This is a genomic window from Klebsiella sp. Ech2A (assembly GCF_030078455.1).
GTDB lineage: Bacteria > Pseudomonadota > Gammaproteobacteria > Enterobacterales > Enterobacteriaceae > Klebsiella > Klebsiella terrigena.
On sequence record NZ_JAQGFU010000005.1, the window covers coordinates 63099 to 80147 of the forward strand.

Below are 17049 nucleotides of genomic sequence, written 5' to 3' on the forward strand. Positions count from 1 at the left end.
GATTACGCTCTCCAGATGTCGCGAATGCGGGCGTGGAACTCTTCAGCCACCTGCTGCGGATCGGCGGCGCTGGAAAGGGCGCGTCCGGCAATAAAGGCCTTGACGTTAATCTCTTTGAACAGCGGCAGGTCGGCAGGGGTGATGCCCCCCGTGACGGAGAGCTGCAGGCCGATATCCGACAGCGCTTTCATGCGCGCCAGATCCACTTCGCCCCACTGCTGGCCGCTCGCCTGGGCGTCGCGCCCGCGGTGATAAATCGCCTGACGCACGCCGGTGCTGTACCAGTCGCGGGCATCGTCGAAGGTCCAGTTACCAAACAGCTCGATTTGGATTTCACCGCCGCGTGCGGCAGCAACGGCGTGACCTTTCTCGATGGTGGCCAGCGGTGCGGCACAGATGATGGTCATCCAGTTGGCACCCGCTTCCAGCGCCTGCTGGGCCAGGGTTTCCCCGGCGTCAGCGACTTTCCAGTCGGCGACGATCGTTTTTTCCGGGCATTGGGCGCGCAGGGCGCGAATGGCGTTTAGCCCCTCGCTCAGGCAGAGAATGGTGCCTGCCTCTACGATATCCACGTGGTCCTTTAGCAACGCAACATCGCGCTGGGCGGCGGCAAGATCGGTGTGATCGAGCGCCAGCTGCAGTAATGGTCGGCTCATAAAGAGTGCTCCTTAATACGGGCGTGAAAGCCCTGAAGTGCTTCAATTAAAATCTGGTAACGGTGGTATTTGCGCTGGTAGGCCGTGTGGGCGTTCATGTCCGGCATCAGGGTGCGCATTTCGTAGCTGAGGGTCCGCTGGGCGTCGGCGAAGTTGGCGTAAACGCCGGTGCCGACGAGGGCTGCAATGGCGGCACCAAAGCAGCCGGTCTCTTCCACCTGCGGCAGCTCAACGGGCAGGCCGCTGACGTCAGCCAGCATCTGCATCCACACCGGGGAGTGCGCCGGGCCGCCGGTGACGCGCAGGGAGCGTACTTCGGTAAAGCGTTCGCGCATGCGGTTGAGGTGCGTCATGTGGCTAAACACCACCCCTTCATAGACCGCCTGTAACAGGTGCGCTCGGGTGTGCAGCGCCTGCATGCCGTAAAAGCCGCTGGTCATATCAAGCCCGGCGTTACTGCCGTACAGGAAGGGCAGGAAGAAGACATCGCTGGTGGCCTTCGGCAGGCTGGCGACGAGCTTGTTGATTTCATCAAAGCTGATATCGCCAAATTGTGCGGTCAGCCATTCGAGGTTGCCGGAGGAGGTGGGACTGGCTTCGTGGACGATGTACTGGCCATCGTTGACGTAGCGTCCATAGACGAAGGGGTGCGCTTCGTTATCGCGCAGCCCTTCAGCGATGCCGCTGGTGACCGCCCAGGTTCCCATCACGGCGTTCAGCGTGTACTCGTCATCCAGCCCGGCGCAAAGCGCGGTAGAAACCACATCAAACAGACCGCCCACGACGGGCGTTCCCGCCGCGAGACCGGTCATGGCGGCTGCCTGAGAGGTGATTTCACCGCTGATTTGGGATGAACCGACAATGGGCGGCAGCGCAGCGTCGATTTCGCTGATGCCAAGCCACTGCGTCAGGCAGGGATCGTACTGCCCGGAGGTCATATGGTAGAGGTTGGATTCAGAGATATTGCTCTCTTCGCATCCCTTCACGCCGGTGAGGCACCAGCGCAGATAATCGTGGCCCATCATCACGCAGCCAATTTGCGCGTAACGCTGCGGCTCGTGCTCTTTCACCCAGCGCAGCAGTGAAGCCGGGTGCCCGGTCCATAAGGTCTGGCGCGTTAACGGATAGAGCTTTTGTGGAATGCCGTCCTGCTGCCAGCGTTTGACGATCTCCATCGCGCGGCGATCGGAAGAGAGGATCGCGGTGCCCAGCGGCTGGTCATTTTTATCCAGTAAAAACAGCCCCTTGCCCTGAGCGGAAATGCCGACGCCCCTGATTTGTTCACCGCGAACGCCGGTGCGCCGCAGCAGACGGGAAATGGTTGTCGCGCAGTGCTGCCACAATGCCGCCATGTCGCGCTCCGCCCAGCCGGGCTGCGGGCTGAGGGTCTGAACGGACTGGCGTTCAATATCGAATTCTTTACCCTGGCTGTTGTACAGGCCTGCTTTCAGATAAGTACCGCCACAATCGATACCCAGCCAGAAGGTCTCTTTTTCACTCATCTTTTTTTCCTGGTTTGCACCCTCTCCCGCCGGGAGAGGGTTGGGGTGAAGGCGTCAGATCGCGCGTTTCGGTGCGTTGACCGCACCGACAGACGAACTGTTGGCGTCGCACCTGGACGGCAGCAGCAGCGCCATCAGCGCGGCAATCGCCAGTGAAATCGCCAGGCAGTAAACGCCCGCATCTTTGCTGTAAAGAGTGATCAGCACGCCTACGGCATACGGGCCGCAGAAGCCGCCGAGGTTGCCGAGGGCATTGATCACGCCGCGTGCGCCGCCGGCCATTTCGGCGCTGAACAGACGGGCAGGAATGGTCCAGAACACCCCGGCAGCGGACTGCAGGAAGAAGCCACAGCCGACCAGCGCGGTGTACGACAGCCAGACGCTCTCTTTCAGCACAACGGAAAGGAACATGCAGGTGGCGAAACCAATCAGCGGCAGGGAGACGAACAGCTTGCGTTTGCCGGTGCGGTCAGACAGGGAAGAGAACAGGAACATCCCGGCAATTGCCCCGACGTACGGCAGAATGGCGAGCATCCCGACCTGGCCCATACTGGTGTGGGTCAGCTCTTTCAGGATGGTCGGTAGCCACAGGGTGTAGCCGTAAATCCCGGTCTGGTAGAAGAAGTTCAGGGCAATCAGCTGCCACATCGTGCGGTCAGAGAGCACGGCGCCCAGAGAGGCATTCACCGTGGTTTTACCGGCAATGGCGCGCTGTTCAGCGGCCAGGGTTTCCACCAGGTATTTTTTCTCTGCGTCGGAAATCCAGCGGGCTTCCTGCGGGCGGTCATAAACGGTCAGCGCCCATATCACCAGCACGACGAGGGAGAGCAGGCCTTCGATGATGAACAGCCAGCGCCAGTCGAGGGCGGTGATGATCCAGCCAGAGAGTGGGGCGGTGATGATCCCGGCGATCGGCACGAACATGATGACGATGGCGTTAGCGCGGCCGCGCTCGGCATCCGGGAACCAGTTGCTGATCATGGTGAGTACCACAGGCAGCATGCCGCCTTCCGCCACGCCCAGCAGGAAGCGCAGTGCCAGCAGCTGGTAGTGGTTGGTAACAAGCCCGGTGAATACGGAAATTACCGCCCACGCCACCAGCGACCAGCCGATGAATTTTTTGCCGCTGCCGTGAACGGCGATTTTGCCGCCTGGTACCTGTAAGAAGAGATAGCCGAGGAAGAAAATACCGCCAGCCAGGCCTGCCATCGTCGCGGTGATGCCTAAATCCTGATCCATCCCGCCGGGCATGGCAAAGGCAATATTCACGCGGTCCATATACGAAATAATACACGCGATAAGAATCGGAGGAATAATTCTTAACCAGCGTTGGCGCGGGATAGCCGCGGTTGTAGCGTAAGAGGAAGTGTTCATATTAATCTCGTGTTTAAATTAACTGGCCTTGCGATTAAATTAACGCTTTATATTTATTGTTGGGCTATGTTTAACGCGTTAATGCCATCGCGTAATATGGCTATGCGATGATTCGCATCAGCATTAGCATCAATTTCCAGTAACTTAATACCGGCAAACTGTAATTTTGCTGGGTCAGCCACATTAAATAATTCTTTTGCGTGAGCCGCCGTTAACAGGCTTTGCGGGCAGAACGGCGCGAACGGTGTGTGCAGGTCAGTCCATTCGCCGTACGGCCCTTCGGTCGCGGTGCCAGAGAACATCAGCGCCCCCAGTTTTCCTGCGGCATGTACCGCCTGAGCGTGCGTCAGCGGCAGGGCGGCGTTACGCCCTTCAATCGCCGAACGCGCCCAGTTGATGCAGATATCAATGCTGTAACCTGCCAGGACCGCCAGCACGTTTTCCAGCGGTAGAAAGCCTTTGCGTGGCGCGGGCTGGTTCATGGCATCACAATGTTCCAGTACCAGTGAGCATGACCAGTCCCAGCCCGCAATCTCTTTGATTGAGCGTGCGAAGGCATCGGTTGCCTGCCCCACGTTCGTATTGCCCGCAAGCGGGGCTGCCTGCAGCTCAAGGGAGATGACCTTGCCGGCAAAGCGTTTGTTTAGCGCATTGATTTTGTTGAGTAAATGACGATGGAATTCGACGCATGCCAGGCGCTGCGCTTCATCGCTGGAGGCCAGGCCGAAAGCGGTGTTGCCGCCGCCACGGCGCCGCATCGTTTCCGGGATGGCCGTCACCACCATCTTCCACTCCTGCGGCGTATGCTGGAACAACCACTCATCGCCATAGGGGTGAAAGTTCTCATGGCATGGCTGCTCCAGCCCGCGGATGTGGGGCGTGTCCGCGAGTAAGCGCCAGAATTCCGTCTCTTCCTGTTCGCTCTTTTGGTGAAATGAGGGCGCGCAAGGGTATGCGCCGATGATATAACCGGCGTCATTTCTTTCCATTTTTCACTCCTTTTATTTATCGGCGTTCGACAAATAAATTACGGATTAATCTAAAGCGGAAATAGCAACCTTAACCACTATTTTCCTGATTGCCGTTTGCCGCTGTTTATTACAGGCGGGGCGGTGAACGTCCTGCGGGAAAAATATGGCGTAGTTCCCCGGTCTCATTTCTATTAACGATTCGTTTTCGCTGTCGTGATAGAAAATAATATCCCGCTGCTCAAGTAATTCTTCGCTTACTGCATTATTGCCGGTATCGATAGCAACACCGATCTGCTCTTCACCGGAATATAAAAACTGGATATCCAGGTAGCGGCGGTGGACTTCCGGGCGCAGCTCATCGTGCGGACGGGTGGTCAGGTCGAGGATCTGCGCGAAGATCGTACGCCCCTCGATTTCGACCACCCCGGTCTCCAGCTTGCTGAAGTCCGTGGTGCGCAAAAATTCCAGTGCTTTTTCAATCGCAGCCGGATACCGGCAGGCGTTGGGTTGAGAAATATGTCCATAAATCATGATGATATTCCTTACAGCGCTTTGATTTTTGCCCACACGCTGTCATCAACGGTGATTCCGTTGCGGCGGTTCTCTTCCAGCAGACGAGAAAACTCATGGCCGGGCAGACGGACCGGCACGTTTTCATCGGCACGTTCGGCGCTGGTGATGTAATCCATGATGCGCTGCAGCTTGGCGTCACGGGTGGCGCCGTCGATCAGCTTGTCCACTTCGATAGCAATAAAGACTTGCGAAATGTTGAACTCGTCGCTGTTGTCTTCAGTGACCGCAGCAACGGAAGATCCATCGGAGAGCAGGGTGGCGATCATGTCCAGCACGATGGAGAGGCCTGAACCTTTCCAGTAGCCCATCGGCAGAATACGGCGGTTTTTCTCGATGGGGGCCGGGTCCTTGGTCAGGTTGCCTTCGTCATCGAAGCCGCCGTCAACCGGCAGCTGGCGGCCTGCCAGACGGTTCACTTCCAGCATGCCGTAGGAGAACATCGACATCGACATGTCCACCATGGTGATCGGCGTAGACGGAATGGCGACGATCAGCGGATTCGTCCCGATGCGGCACTCTTTGGCACCCCACGGCGGCATCACGGCAATGGAGTTGGTCCAGCAGATACCGATGTAGCCTTTTTCCGCCGCCTGCCAGCCGTAGCTGCCGCCGCGCATCCAGTGGTTGGCGTTTCGCACCGCAACCAGGCCGATACCGTGGTCAGAAGCCAGTTCAATTGCCCGGTCCATCATTTTTTTGGCGGTCAGGTTGCCGATAGAACGCCGGGCATCCCACTGTTCAATCGCCCCCAGCGAAGCGGTGCGTTTCGGCTGGGCCTCCGGGATGATATCGCCGTTTTCCAACTGCTGAATAAAGCGTGGGAAACGGTTTACGCCGTGTGAATAGACTCCTGACTCGGTGGTGCGGGCGAACATTTCCGCGCAGGCATCGGCGGTTTCAGCCGCCACGCCGCGTGCCAACAGGACACGGTTAAACTCATTTTTAAGGTCTGAAAAACTCAATAACATACGCTTTCTCCATGACATCTTTTTGTTTCGCATAGTGGAATGTCATTCCACTAAATAGTATTAGGTTGCAAAATCGCGCCGGCAGGACCGGTGCGTTTCGGCGTTACTCCGGTTTATCCCTGAAGGCGGGATGGGGCGAGGGTCACCCGGTACAGCGATGTCGTCGCCGTAATAAACAGCGTATTCCCGTCGGGGCCACCTAAGGTGCAGTTAGAGACGCGCTCGGGGACCGCAATGGTTTCCAGTAACTCGCCTGCGGCGGAGAAAATCAAAATCCCCGTCTCGCAGCTGCAGTAAATATTCCCGTCCCGGTCGACGCAGAATCCGTCCGGAATACCCGGTTTGACCTGGGTTACGACGTGGGAAAATAACGCGCTATCGCCTTCAAGACGGTAAGCACGAATTTCCCGGCGGCCCTGGCTCGGAAAATCAATAACCGACATATCTGCCACGTATAGCCATTTATCATCCGGCGAAAAGGCCAGCCCGTTGGGGCGCTGGGTATCGCTGATGGCAATAGCGACCTGGCTACGCGCCTCATCAAATCGATAGACGTAGCAGCCAATCACCTGACTTGCGGCGCGATAGCCCTCTTCGTCACCGACGATGCCGTAGGGCGGATCGGTAAACCAAATCGACCCGTCCTGGCGCACCGCGATATCGTTGGGGGAGTTAAAGCGCAGCCCGTCGACTTTATCCACCAGCAGGGTGTGATTGCCTGCGGCGTCGGTACGGCTGATACCGCGCCGACCGTGCTCGCAGGTCAACAGACGCCCCTGCTTGTCCAGCGCGTTGCCGTTGGCATAGTGGGATTCAGCACGAAACACGCTGACGCCATTTTGCGCATCCCAACGGAACATCCTGTTGCCCTTCACATCGCTGAAAATCAGGCACTTCTGGTCTGCCAGCCACACCGGACCTTCCGCCCAGATGGCCGGTGAGCACAGGCGTTCAAAACTTCCCGTGACGGCTAACATCTCACTTCACGCCCCAGATGGCTTTGTAGCGATCGCGATAATGGTTGTCCGGGTCGAATTCGTTGTTCTGGCCGCCGTCGGCGCCGATGTTCTCCTTGGTTACCAGATGTGCCGGGGTGACATAACCCGACGGTTCTTTGCCCGCGAAGGCGCGGTTAAATTCATCCAGCAGCTGCCAGCCGTGCAGTTTCAGCGGCTCTGGTACGGTTGCGATCTGCGCTTTGCCTTCACGCACGCGCTGGTAGGCGGTAACGGAACCATCGCCGGCGGAGATGTTGTACGGCGGTTTATCTCCGGTGCCTTTGCCCGCGGTTTGCAGGGCCGGGGCCATAAAGTCGAAGTACAGATCGTTAATCGCCAGCGAGTATTCGAACCTGTCGCCATATTTTTGGATCAGGCTGTAGGTCATGCCCGGCATGCGGTTGGAGGTGTCGGCAAGCGGGGTATCGATAAACTCCACCACCTGGCAGCCGCTGCACTGCTCAATCACCTTCTTCATCGCGTTAGCTTTATCCAGCGCGATTTGGTACAGCGAGTCGGTGAAAATCAGCACCTTCGCGGTGCCGTTGGATTTCGCCACCGCATACAGCGCCGCCATGCGCGAGACTTCGTTCGAGTCGGAGGTCACGTTGTAGAAAATGTTGTAAGCCGGAACCGGGCCAGGCGCGGGAACCGCGTGCCATGCGGTCAGCACGATGCCCTCTTTGACTGCTTTTTTCAGCGGAATTTTGGCGACGTTCGGGTTCCAGCCGCCGATGACTATACCGTCCGGTTTACGGGCGATCGCCTGGTTTAGTGCCGCCAGCTGATCTTTCACCGAACCGGCGCCATCCAGCACATCCAGCTGCCAGCCTGCGGCTTTCGCCGCTTCTTCCAGCCCCTCTTTAACGCCCAGCACCCCGCCGTTTTTCATGTCCGAGGCGATGAAAATGATCTTCTTATTAGGCTGCAGCGCCGGGCCCTGGGTTGGGCCGTCCCAGGCGGTGACCGGCGCGGTCGCTTTGGCAATCGCCGTTTTCGCCTGCTGAACAAAGGTATCGTCGGCGAGGCTGAAACCACTTGCCATCATCAACCCGGCAGCCAGACAGTATTGAACTATTTTATTATTCATTTTCAGTTCCTTACGCGATATTCATTGGGTAACAGAGGAGCCCGATGCTGGCGATTGTGCCCGCTGCACCAGTTTTTTATTTAATGCCCGGCGGCGTTGGGCGTAGCCTGCCAGGGTAATCGACAGCAGCAGCGTCGCGCCGTTAAACAGCGGTTCGACCCAAAACGCGCCGCCGAACTGCTGGATGCCCGCAATACCAATCGCCAGCACCGCAATACCGACCACCGTGCCCCAGACGTTCACCCGGCCGGGACGAATGGTGGTGCTGCCGAGGAAGGCGCCCACCAGAGCCGGGAGCAGATAATCCATACCGACGCTAGCCTGGCCCACGCCCTGTTCGGCGGCGATGATCACCCCGGTAAAGCCGGTTAAGGTGCTGGAGGTAATAAATGCCCCGATGATGTAACGGTTAACGGAAATGCCGTTGAGCGCTGCGGCTACCGGGTTACCGCCCACCGCATACATGCAGCGTCCAATCGGGGTGTGTTCGGTAATAATCCACAACACCACGGCGGCAAAAAGAACGTAGAAGGCCACTACCGGAATGCCGAACAGGTCGGAGTGATGCAGGGCGATAAAGGCGTCCGGCAGGTCACCGACGATCTGCCGACCGCCAGAGTGCCAGAGCGCGACGGCGTACAGCACCGTACCGGAACCCAGGGTCGCAACGAAGCTGTCGATATCCGCCAGCGCCACCAGAATACCGTTCAGCAAACCGTAGAGCGCAGAGAGTACCAGCACGATCGCCACGGCGGCGGGCCAGGAGAAACCATATTCAACCTGCAAAGTGATGGCGAGGATGTGCCAGAGCACGATGCCGAAGCCGACGTTCAGGTCGATTTTGCCGACAATCATCGGGATGGTTGCCGCCAGCGCCAGAAGGGCGATTTTCGACTTGCTGTCGAGAATTGCCTGCAGCGTCAGCAGGGAGGCAAACGAAGGCGTTGTCAGTGAAAAAACGATAACCAGCACCACGCAGATCGCGAGCAAGCCGTAGCGGGTGGTCAATTGTCCAAGCCAGGGGGCCACACCGTGCTCATGAAGCGATACGCGTGATTCCAGGGCCGTCGATTTCATTGATGTTTTAGCCATAACGCACTCCGACTTAATGTATGGTGCCGCTGCCCGATGCCAGCTCAAGCAATCTGGCAAAGGTGACATCCTGGTTGAGAAGTTCGCCGACGATCTGCCCGCGATTAAACACCAACGCCCGGTTACAGATGTGCGCCACCTCTTCCAGGTCGTTGGAGATGACCAGAATGGCGACGCCGTTTTGCAGCGCCTGATTGAGTAAATCGTAAATTTCCGCGCGAGCGCCCACGTCAACCCCAGCAGAAGGGTCTTCCAGAATGAGCAGAGGAGCATTGAGCGAGAGCCAGCGTGCCATCACCACTTTTTGCTGGTTGCCGCCCGACAGTGCACTGATTTCAATATTTATCTGCGAGGGGCGCACGTCGAACTGGCGGATTTTCTCCCAGCTCAGCGGCGCTTCGCTGTTCTCGTTATAGCGGGAAAGCAGCGCATGACCGTGTTTACAGGGGTTCATAAACAGGTTTTCACGCACCATCATGCCCGGAATCAGACTTTCATGAAGACGGTCGCCTGCGACAAAAGAGACGCCTGCGGACATCGCCTCCCCTGGTGTTGTCGCCGTGAACGGCGCGCCATTTAAAGTGATGTGTCCACTTTCCTGCGTCCTGCAGGCAAACAGTAAACGCCCAATCTCTTCCTGACCGGCGCCGCGCAGGCCGGCGAGCGCCACCATCTCACCGGCACGCAGCTCGAAGGTGACCGGCCCGGTATCGCCCACTTTGACATGTTCCATTTTCAACAGCACCGGCGCGCTGGCATCGGGTAGGGCCTGACGCTGGTCATCGCGCAGGCTTTCGCCCACGATCAGTTCGACCAGACCACGCAGGCTGTAGCGACCGATATCGCCGCCTCCGGCGTAGCAGCCGTCGCGCATGGCACAAACCGTATCAGCCATCTCCATCACCTCATCCAGGCGGTGGGTGATGTAAATCATCCCTACCTGTTTTTCGCGCAGGATGTTCATGACGCGGAACAGGTGGCGTACGTCGTCAGCAGGCAGCGAGGCCGTCGGTTCATCGAGCACCAGCACCGAGGCGTCAACCGCCACCGCGCGGGCAATCGCCAGCAGGGATTTTTCGGTGCGGGAAAGGTCAAACACGCGGTCGTCCGGGTCGAGCTGAATGCCGATATCTTCCAGCGCTTTTTGCGCCTGGCGTTTGGTGGCCACCCAGTCAATCAGGCCGAAGCGACGGGGAAATCCCATCACCAGCGCCATGTTTTCGGCGACGGTCATCCACTCCACCAGGCCTAAATCCTGATGAATAAAGGCGATGGGCTGTTCGTTGCCCTGACGTAACGCGGCGGCAGAATCCACCAGCTGACCGCGAAACAGGATCTCGCCGCCATCGCGGGAATAGACCCCTGCCAGCACCTTAATCAGCGTCGATTTGCCGGCACCGTTTTCTCCCAGCAGCGCCACAACCTGGCCCGGATAAATATCCAGACTGACGTTATTGACCGCCACATTTCCACCAAAGCGCTTGACGATGTGGCGCATGGATAACAACGGAGACAACACTGCTGCTTCTGCCATTTAAGATGACCTCCCTACGAAGGGGTGAGAACGTTTTGCAGTCTATAAATTTCACTATGCGAAATCTGATTTCAAATATATCGATCATGATTTCACAAAGCAATCGCTGGGGATGTTTTTGAAATTCAATAAAATCAGTTAATTACAAAATTTCTGTTCAGATCGTGAAGTGAAACACACTTTGCGCTACCATCAGGTCGCCACAGAATGGAGAGCGGAAGCGATGAACACAAAAGAGAATGAAAACGCGCAGGAGAAAGAGAGGCCGGCTGGAAGCCAGAGCTTGTTTCGCGGTTTGATGTTGATAGAAATCCTAAGCAATTACCCGAACGGTTGCCCGCTGGCGCATCTTTCAGAGCTGGCAGGGCTGAACAAAAGCACCGTGCACCGATTACTACAAGGGCTGCAATCCTGTGGCTACGTCACCCCCGCGCCTGCCGCCGGGAGTTACCGCTTAACCACCAAATTTATCGCCGTTGGGCAAAAAGCCCTGACCTCGCTGAATATTATCCACGTGGCGGCGCCGCATCTCGAAGCGCTAAACCTCTTAACCGGGGAAACCATCAACTTCTCCAGCCGCGAGGACGATCACGCCATTCTGATTTATAAGCTGGAACCGACGACCGGGATGCTGCGTACCCGCGCCTATATCGGCCAGCATATGCCGCTATACTGCTCGGCAATGGGTAAGATTTACATGGCGTTTGGTCAGCAGGAATATGTGAAAGAGTACTGGGAGACGCACCAGGAGCAGATTCAGCCGCTGACGCGCAACACCATTACCGGGCTACCGGCGATGTACGACGAGCTGGCGCAAATTCGTGAAGGCGCGATGGCGATGGACCGCGAAGAGAACGAGCTTGGCGTTTCCTGCATTGCCGTACCGGTATTTGATATTCACCACCGTGTGCCTTATGCCATCTCCATCTCACTCTCGACGTCACGTCTAAAACAGATTGGTGAGAAAAACCTGCTCAAGCCGCTGCGCGACACGGCGCAGGCGATCTCTAACGAGCTGGGATTTACCTTGCGCGTGTAGGCAAAAAGCCAGATGCCGTTAGGCAGATGACAGATCTGGCAACAATCCCCGCCGGGATCAAAGCGAAGGCGGCTCATTTTCTGGCACTCTGACGGTAATCAACGTCATGCGGAGTGGAAAATGAACCGTTTTATCACTGCGGATTCGGCCAAATGCATTGGCTGTCGTACCTGCGAAGTGGCCTGCGTGGTGTCACACCAGGCAAATCAGGACTGCGCCGCACTTTCGTCAAAAGCCTTCAGCGCACGCATTCGGGTGGTGAAGAGCGGCGCTTTTACCACCGCCGTGACCTGCCATCAGTGCGAAGACGCACCCTGCGCCAACGTCTGCCCGGTGGGGGCGATGAGTCGGGTCAGCGGCGCGGTGTACGTTGAACAATCCCTTTGTATTGGCTGCAAAAGCTGCATGGTGGCCTGTCCGTACGGCGCGATGATCGTCATGATGACCGACGACGGCGTGCAGGCGCTGAAATGTGATTTGTGCGGCCATCGCGAGGACGGCCCGGCCTGCGTGGCGGCCTGTCCGACCCAGGCGCTGCGCTGCATGACGGGGGAGGAGCTGGAGAGATTAAGCGCCGGGCGCCGTCGGCTGACGGCGCTGGCGATGTAGCGGGACGACAGCTCGCGCGATTACGCGCCCTGTTCGCCCCACGCGCGTTCAACTTCTTCGGCGAGAATTTTCACGCCAGCCTCAATTTTCTCCGGGTCCGGCACGTAGTTCATCCGCATGCACTGGTGGGTGTGCGGCCAGGGCTTATCGAGGCCCGGGAAGAAGTAGTCGCCCGGCACCATCAGCACGCCGCGCTTTTTCAGGCGCTGATAGAGCAGCTCGGTGGAAATCGGCAGATCCTTAAACCACAGCCAGAGGAAAATGGCGCCTTCCGGCTTATGGATCAGGCAGCGCTCCGCCGGCAGATAGCGGCGAATAATGGCGATGGTTTCCTGAACCCGCTGGTAATAGAACGGCTTAATCACCGTCTCCGACAGGCGCAGCAGATCCTTGCGCTTAATCATTTCGCACATCATCGCCGGGCCCATGCCGCCCGGAGCAAGGCTGATAATGCCGTTCATATTACTGATGGCGGTCACGATCTTCTCGTTGGCGATGATAATCCCGCAGCGGCTGCCCGGCAGACCGAGCTTGGAGAGGCTCATGCACAGCACGATATTGGGGTTCCATAGCGGCCTGGCGTCGCTAAAAATAATCCCCGGGAAGGGAACTCCGTAGGCGTTATCAATGACCAGCGGCACGCCGTGCTGATTGGCCAGCGCATCCAGCTTGATCAGCTCTTCGTCGGTAATCACGTTGCCGGTAGGGTTGGTTGGGCGGGAGACGCAAATCATGCCCGTCTCTTCCGTCACCTGCAGATGCTCAAAATCCACATGATATTTAAACTGGCCTTCCGGCAGCAGTTCGATATTCGGGCGGGTGGCGACGAACAGATCCTCTTCGAGACCGGAATCGGCGTAGCCGATATATTCCGGCGTCAGCGGGAACAGCACCTTACGGGTGGTGCCATCAGCACGGCGTCCGGCAAAGAGATTAAATAAGTAGAAAAATGCACTCTGACTGCCGTTTGTCAGTGCAATATTCTGTGGTTCAATCTCCCAGCCGAGTTCATCACGCAGCATCTGCGCCAGCAGGCTTAGTAGTTCGCTTTTGCCCTGCGGACCATCGTAATTACAAAGCGCATCAAGGGCTTTACCGTTAGCCAGCATGTCGGCAAGCAGGTCCTTGAAGTAGTCATTCATTTCCGGGATTTGCGCGGGATTACCGCCACCCAGCATGATTGCACCCGGCGTACGCAGGCCGTCATTAAGGTCTTCCATCAAACGGGTAATGCCCGAATGGCGGGTGAATTTGTCGCCGAAAAGTGAAAATGTCATCGCGAATAATCTGTCGGTATGTCTGGAAAGTGGGTAACCATAACGCCAGCGTTGGCGAGGTGCAAATCTGCGGAAACGGAGAGGGTTTTGTTATTGTGCTGAGTTATCTATTTTTTATAGCGTTTTATTCTATTTTTGCGCCCTCGGTAGCCGAGGGCGCCGCTTATCCGTGGGCTAGCGCTGGCCTGCCCAAACGACCATCACTTTATCATCGCCGTTTTCGCGTACAAAACCGTAGCCCTGCGGCAGGGAGAGGGTGGTTTGCTTGCCCATACCGATGGCCGGGTGGCGGGCGCGGAACTGGCCGAGCTTCTGCCAGTGCGTCACGCTAAGCGCGGCTTTGCCCGTGACGTCCTGCCAGTTCATATCCGAGCGCGTGCCCTGCAGCGGGTCGGAGCCGGTCGGGCCAAAGGGCCGCGAGGACTCATCGCCGTAGAAGATTTGCACCGCGCCAGGGGCGAGCAGCAGCAGTTCGGCCGCCGAGCTGCCGCCTTCGCGGAACAGGCGCGTATCGTGCGATGAGAGGTAGCTCAGGACGTTAAACTGCTGCAGCTTGTCCGCCATCTGCTGCCAGGTCAGGTCCATATTGGCCAGGCAATCCGCGGCTTTCGCCGCCTGATCCTGATAATCGAAGTTAATCATCGCGTCAAAACCGTGGCGATAGTAGTCGCTCTGCATGACGCCGTGGCCCCAGGCCTCGCCGGTCATCCAGAACGGCGCGTTATCCAGCGCCTTGTCGTGGTTGGCCTTCTTCCACTCTGCCAGCGCCGCGGTCGCCTGGGTTTTCAGCTGCTGCCAGGCGGCCTGCTCGACGTGCTTGGCGGTATCGACGCGGAAACCGTCAATACCGTAATCACGCACCCACTGGCTGAGCCAGTGGGTCAGGTAGTCGCGCGGCGTGAAGCCGGGGATCTCTTTGGCGGCGGTATCCGCTTTCTGCTGATAGAAGTTCGGCAGGCCGGAAGGGGTTGTTGATTCCGTTTTCAGGTCCGGCAGGAAGGCCAGGGACATGGTTAGATCGTCAAAGCCGGGGTTATCGTAGTCGCCGATATCGGTACGGATCCACTTTTTCCCCCACCATTTTTCCCAGCCGGCCTTATCGCTAAAGTTGATGTAATCGTTAAAGCTGTGCCAGCTCTGGCCCGGGCCGGGCTTCCAGTCGGTCCAGCGTTCGCCGAACGTCTTTTTCAGCTCATCGCCCTGCAGATACAGGGAGCCAAATTTGAACTCCTGCATATCGGCGAGCGTCGCGTAGCCGGTGTGGTTCATCACGACATCAAACAGGATGCGCATCCCGCGCTTATGGGCCTCATCGACGAGGCGACGGAGGTCGGCTTCGGTACCCATGTTGGCATCCAGCTTCGTCCAGTCCTGGGCGTAGTAGCCGTGATAGGCGTAGTGCGGGAAGTCCCCCTTGGTTCCGCCGCCAACCCAGCCGTGAATCTGCTCCAGCGGGGAGCTTATCCACAGCGCGTTGACGCCCAGCTGCTTGAGATAGTCGAGCCGGCTGGTCAGGCCCTGCAGGTCGCCGCCGTGAAAGGTGCCGATCTCCTGCATGCCGTCTTTGTGCCGCCCGTAGCTGTTGTCGTTGGCGGGGTTGCCGTTAACGAAGCGGTCGGTAAGCACGAAATAGACCGTGGCGTTATGCCAGCTAAACGGCGCAATGGCGTCGGTTTCCGCCCGTTCGAGCAGCAGCAGGCCGTTGCTGTTGGGGGCCGGCTGGAGGGTAACCTTCCCGCCGCTCACCGTCGCGATGTTGCCGCTGTAAAAATCACGCACCTTGCTGCCTTCGGCAAAGGTCTGGCCGACGGCAATCGTCAGCGGCTGGCCCTGCCATTTCGGGCACTGGCGCAGCTGGGGCGTCACCGCTGACGCCGTTTCGGTCTCTTTGAGGGAGATCATCAGCGTCGGCGTGCCGGAGCGGGTATCGACATCGAGGGTGTACAGGCCTTCGCGGAAAACTCGCCACTGCGCGGGCGCGCCGCGGCAGGGCTCCATGGAGAGCATTTGGTTGAGTTTTATGGTTCCGACCGGCTGCCAGCACTGTTGGTCAAAATTTATTTGCAGCGGACGTGTACCCTTCGCCACCTCGTTTTGGCTAATAAATCGGCCGGTGCCTTCTTCGGTAAAGGTGGGAAAGTCAGGGGTGGTCCAGGCGGCGAAGGCCATCCCAGGCAACAGTAGCGACGCGAGTGCAGCGAGTTTCATGCCGAAGTCCTGTAAGCGGTTTTTGTTCAGTTTGCCTGTCTGACCGCGGGATGAACTCATCCCACCTGCGCTTTTACGGGGAGGATGAAAAGGGGTGAGTGATTCAGTTCAAAAAATAGCCAAAAAATGAGACGGCGCTAGCATTTTCGCGACCTTTTCAGCGGACAGAAACCGATTTCAGGTGACAGCTTTTAGGAATTGGACTATTTCTGTTAGTGCTCTCACTGGGTATTTTTGATACTATTCGCGATTCAATTAACGTTTTTTCGCATAAAACAAGGTGTTGGAATGCATATATCCGACCAGGAGATCTAATGATATCGATTCCCATTCGACGATATGGGGCCGCGATACTCATGTTACTTACCTGCATATTTTCAGGTAGTGTGTTGGCAACAACCCACACGGCAACAACGAGTCATAAAGCCCCGATAGTAAAGAAAAAAAGTAGTGTTAAGGTCAGCAGTAAACAAGAGTATTCTCGCAATAGTGTAAAGAGCAGTTCACTTCCTGATTTGCGAAAATACCCTTCCGGAACCCCAAGGAAAAAAGCGTTTCTCCGGACAGTTATGCCTTATATTACCAAGCAGAATCAGGTGATTACCGCGGATCGTAACTGGCTTGTTACCAAGCAGTATGATTCCCGTTGGTCGCCGAGCGAGCGTACGCGTCTGAAAGACATTACCTCTCGCTATAAGGTGAAATGGGCCGGCAACACGCGTCATATTCCGTGGAACACGCTGATGGACCGCGTTGACATTATCCCTAACAGCATGGTTGCCACCATGGCGGCGGCCGAAAGCGGCTGGGGTACGTCGAAGCTGGCGCGGATGAACAACAATCTGTTTGGTATGAAGTGCGGCGGCGGCAATTGCAGCGGTGCGATGAAAGGCTATTCTCAGTTTGAATCTGTAGAACAGTCGGTGCAGGCCTACGTGACCAACCTGAACACGCATCCGGCGTACAAATCCTTCCGCACCTCCCGCGCGCAGCTGCGTAAAACGGACCAGGAAGTGACCGCCAGCACGATGATTCATAAGCTGAAGGGCTATTCGACCAAAGGGTCGAGCTATAACAACTATCTCTTCGCGATGTATCAGGATAACCAGCGTCTGATTGCCGCACATATGTAATGCAAACCCTATAATGAAAAATGCC

15 protein-coding genes are annotated in these 17049 nt (G+C 57.3%); 3 read left to right on the forward strand and 12 right to left on the reverse strand.

Annotated elements, in window-relative coordinates; translation table 11 throughout:
* Positions 1-2: 2 nt before the first annotated feature.
* From ulaD to PFH44_RS02650, 10 genes are all read right to left on the reverse strand, one after another.
* Positions 3-656 (reverse strand): 3-keto-L-gulonate-6-phosphate decarboxylase UlaD, encoded by a 654-nt coding sequence (gene ulaD / locus PFH44_RS02605; RefSeq protein WP_045853876.1) that lies wholly within the window; start codon positions 654-656, stop codon positions 3-5.
* Positions 653-2158: an FGGY-family carbohydrate kinase gene (locus tag PFH44_RS02610; protein ID WP_283824217.1), complete on the reverse strand. Its 1506-nt coding sequence runs from the start codon at positions 2156-2158 to the stop codon at positions 653-655. Before PFH44_RS02610 ends, ulaD begins: the two co-directional genes overlap by 4 nt.
* A gap of 54 nt (positions 2159-2212) precedes the next feature.
* Positions 2213-3532, reverse strand: coding sequence for an MFS transporter (locus PFH44_RS02615; RefSeq protein WP_283824218.1), 1320 nt, complete (start codon positions 3530-3532; stop codon positions 2213-2215).
* Between the two features lie 53 nt (positions 3533-3585).
* Positions 3586-4521: a DUF4862 family protein gene (locus PFH44_RS02620; RefSeq protein WP_283824219.1), complete on the reverse strand. Its 936-nt coding sequence runs from the start codon at positions 4519-4521 to the stop codon at positions 3586-3588.
* 45 nt (positions 4522-4566) lie between these two features.
* Entirely contained in the window at positions 4567-5034 is a 468-nt protein-coding gene (locus PFH44_RS02625; RefSeq protein ID WP_045853880.1) for a NanQ anomerase/TabA/YiaL family protein, read from the reverse strand.
* A gap of 11 nt (positions 5035-5045) precedes the next feature.
* On the reverse strand, positions 5046-6044 hold the full coding sequence (yiaK, locus tag PFH44_RS02630) for a 3-dehydro-L-gulonate 2-dehydrogenase (protein WP_045853881.1): 999 nt from the start codon (positions 6042-6044) through the stop codon (positions 5046-5048).
* Between the two features lie 113 nt (positions 6045-6157).
* A complete protein-coding gene (locus PFH44_RS02635; RefSeq protein ID WP_283824220.1) occupies positions 6158-7021 on the reverse strand; it encodes an SMP-30/gluconolactonase/LRE family protein in 864 nt (287 codons plus the stop codon).
* A gap of 1 nt (position 7022) precedes the next feature.
* Positions 7023-8090, reverse strand: coding sequence for an ABC transporter substrate-binding protein (locus tag PFH44_RS02640; protein WP_283824229.1), 1068 nt, complete (start codon positions 8088-8090; stop codon positions 7023-7025).
* 63 nt (positions 8091-8153) lie between these two features.
* Positions 8154-9224, reverse strand: coding sequence for an ABC transporter permease (locus PFH44_RS02645; protein WP_045853884.1), 1071 nt, complete (start codon positions 9222-9224; stop codon positions 8154-8156).
* Positions 9225-9237: 13 nt separating this feature from the next.
* Positions 9238-10758: a sugar ABC transporter ATP-binding protein gene (locus tag PFH44_RS02650; RefSeq protein ID WP_283824221.1), complete on the reverse strand. Its 1521-nt coding sequence runs from the start codon at positions 10756-10758 to the stop codon at positions 9238-9240.
* 223 nt (positions 10759-10981) lie between these two features.
* Here PFH44_RS02650 and yiaJ point away from each other — a divergent pair, with 223 nt between their 5' ends.
* Positions 10982-11797, forward strand: coding sequence for an IclR family transcriptional regulator YiaJ (gene yiaJ / locus PFH44_RS02655; protein WP_045853886.1), 816 nt, complete (start codon positions 10982-10984; stop codon positions 11795-11797).
* Between the two features lie 120 nt (positions 11798-11917).
* Positions 11918-12406 (forward strand): 4Fe-4S dicluster domain-containing protein, encoded by a 489-nt coding sequence (locus tag PFH44_RS02660; protein WP_283824222.1) that lies wholly within the window; start codon positions 11918-11920, stop codon positions 12404-12406.
* Between the two features lie 20 nt (positions 12407-12426).
* Here the strand turns inward: PFH44_RS02660 and avtA are convergent, their stop codons facing one another.
* Together avtA and PFH44_RS02670 are read right to left on the reverse strand one after the other, a co-directional pair.
* Entirely contained in the window at positions 12427-13683 is a 1257-nt protein-coding gene (gene avtA, locus PFH44_RS02665) for a valine--pyruvate transaminase (protein WP_045853888.1), read from the reverse strand.
* Positions 13684-13857: 174 nt separating this feature from the next.
* Positions 13858-15891, reverse strand: a complete 2034-nt coding sequence (locus tag PFH44_RS02670) for an alpha-amylase (RefSeq protein ID WP_283824223.1) — start codon at positions 15889-15891, stop codon at positions 13858-13860.
* A gap of 314 nt (positions 15892-16205) precedes the next feature.
* On the opposite strand from PFH44_RS02670, the gene PFH44_RS02675 reads away from it, so the two are divergent.
* The gene (locus tag PFH44_RS02675) at positions 16206-17024 is read left to right on the forward strand and encodes a protein bax (RefSeq protein ID WP_072051806.1); all 819 of its coding nucleotides are present in this window, start codon (positions 16206-16208) and stop codon (positions 17022-17024) included.
* The last annotated feature ends 25 nt before the right edge of the window (positions 17025-17049 follow it).

Coding starts and splice junctions, on each gene's coding strand:
- ulaD (WP_045853876.1), bottom strand. CDS start 656: ATGAGCCGACCATTACTGCAGCTGGCGCTCGATCACACCGATCTTGCC.
- PFH44_RS02610 (WP_283824217.1), bottom strand. CDS start 2,158: ATGAGTGAAAAAGAGACCTTCTGGCTGGGTATCGATTGTGGCGGTACT.
- PFH44_RS02615 (WP_283824218.1), bottom strand. CDS start 3,532: ATGAACACTTCCTCTTACGCTACAACCGCGGCTATCCCGCGCCAACGC.
- PFH44_RS02620 (WP_283824219.1), bottom strand. CDS start 4,521: ATGGAAAGAAATGACGCCGGTTATATCATCGGCGCATACCCTTGCGCG.
- PFH44_RS02625 (WP_045853880.1), bottom strand. CDS start 5,034: ATGATTTATGGACATATTTCTCAACCCAACGCCTGCCGGTATCCGGCT.
- yiaK (WP_045853881.1), bottom strand. CDS start 6,044: ATGTTATTGAGTTTTTCAGACCTTAAAAATGAGTTTAACCGTGTCCTG.
- PFH44_RS02635 (WP_283824220.1), bottom strand. CDS start 7,021: ATGTTAGCCGTCACGGGAAGTTTTGAACGCCTGTGCTCACCGGCCATC.
- PFH44_RS02640 (WP_283824229.1), bottom strand. CDS start 8,090: ATGATGGCAAGTGGTTTCAGCCTCGCCGACGATACCTTTGTTCAGCAG.
- PFH44_RS02645 (WP_045853884.1), bottom strand. CDS start 9,224: ATGGCTAAAACATCAATGAAATCGACGGCCCTGGAATCACGCGTATCG.
- PFH44_RS02650 (WP_283824221.1), bottom strand. CDS start 10,758: ATGGCAGAAGCAGCAGTGTTGTCTCCGTTGTTATCCATGCGCCACATC.
- yiaJ (WP_045853886.1), top strand. CDS start 10,982: ATGAACACAAAAGAGAATGAAAACGCGCAGGAGAAAGAGAGGCCGGCT.
- PFH44_RS02660 (WP_283824222.1), top strand. CDS start 11,918: ATGAACCGTTTTATCACTGCGGATTCGGCCAAATGCATTGGCTGTCGT.
- avtA (WP_045853888.1), bottom strand. CDS start 13,683: ATGACATTTTCACTTTTCGGCGACAAATTCACCCGCCATTCGGGCATT.
- PFH44_RS02670 (WP_283824223.1), bottom strand. CDS start 15,891: ATGAAACTCGCTGCACTCGCGTCGCTACTGTTGCCTGGGATGGCCTTC.
- PFH44_RS02675 (WP_072051806.1), top strand. CDS start 16,206: ATGATATCGATTCCCATTCGACGATATGGGGCCGCGATACTCATGTTA.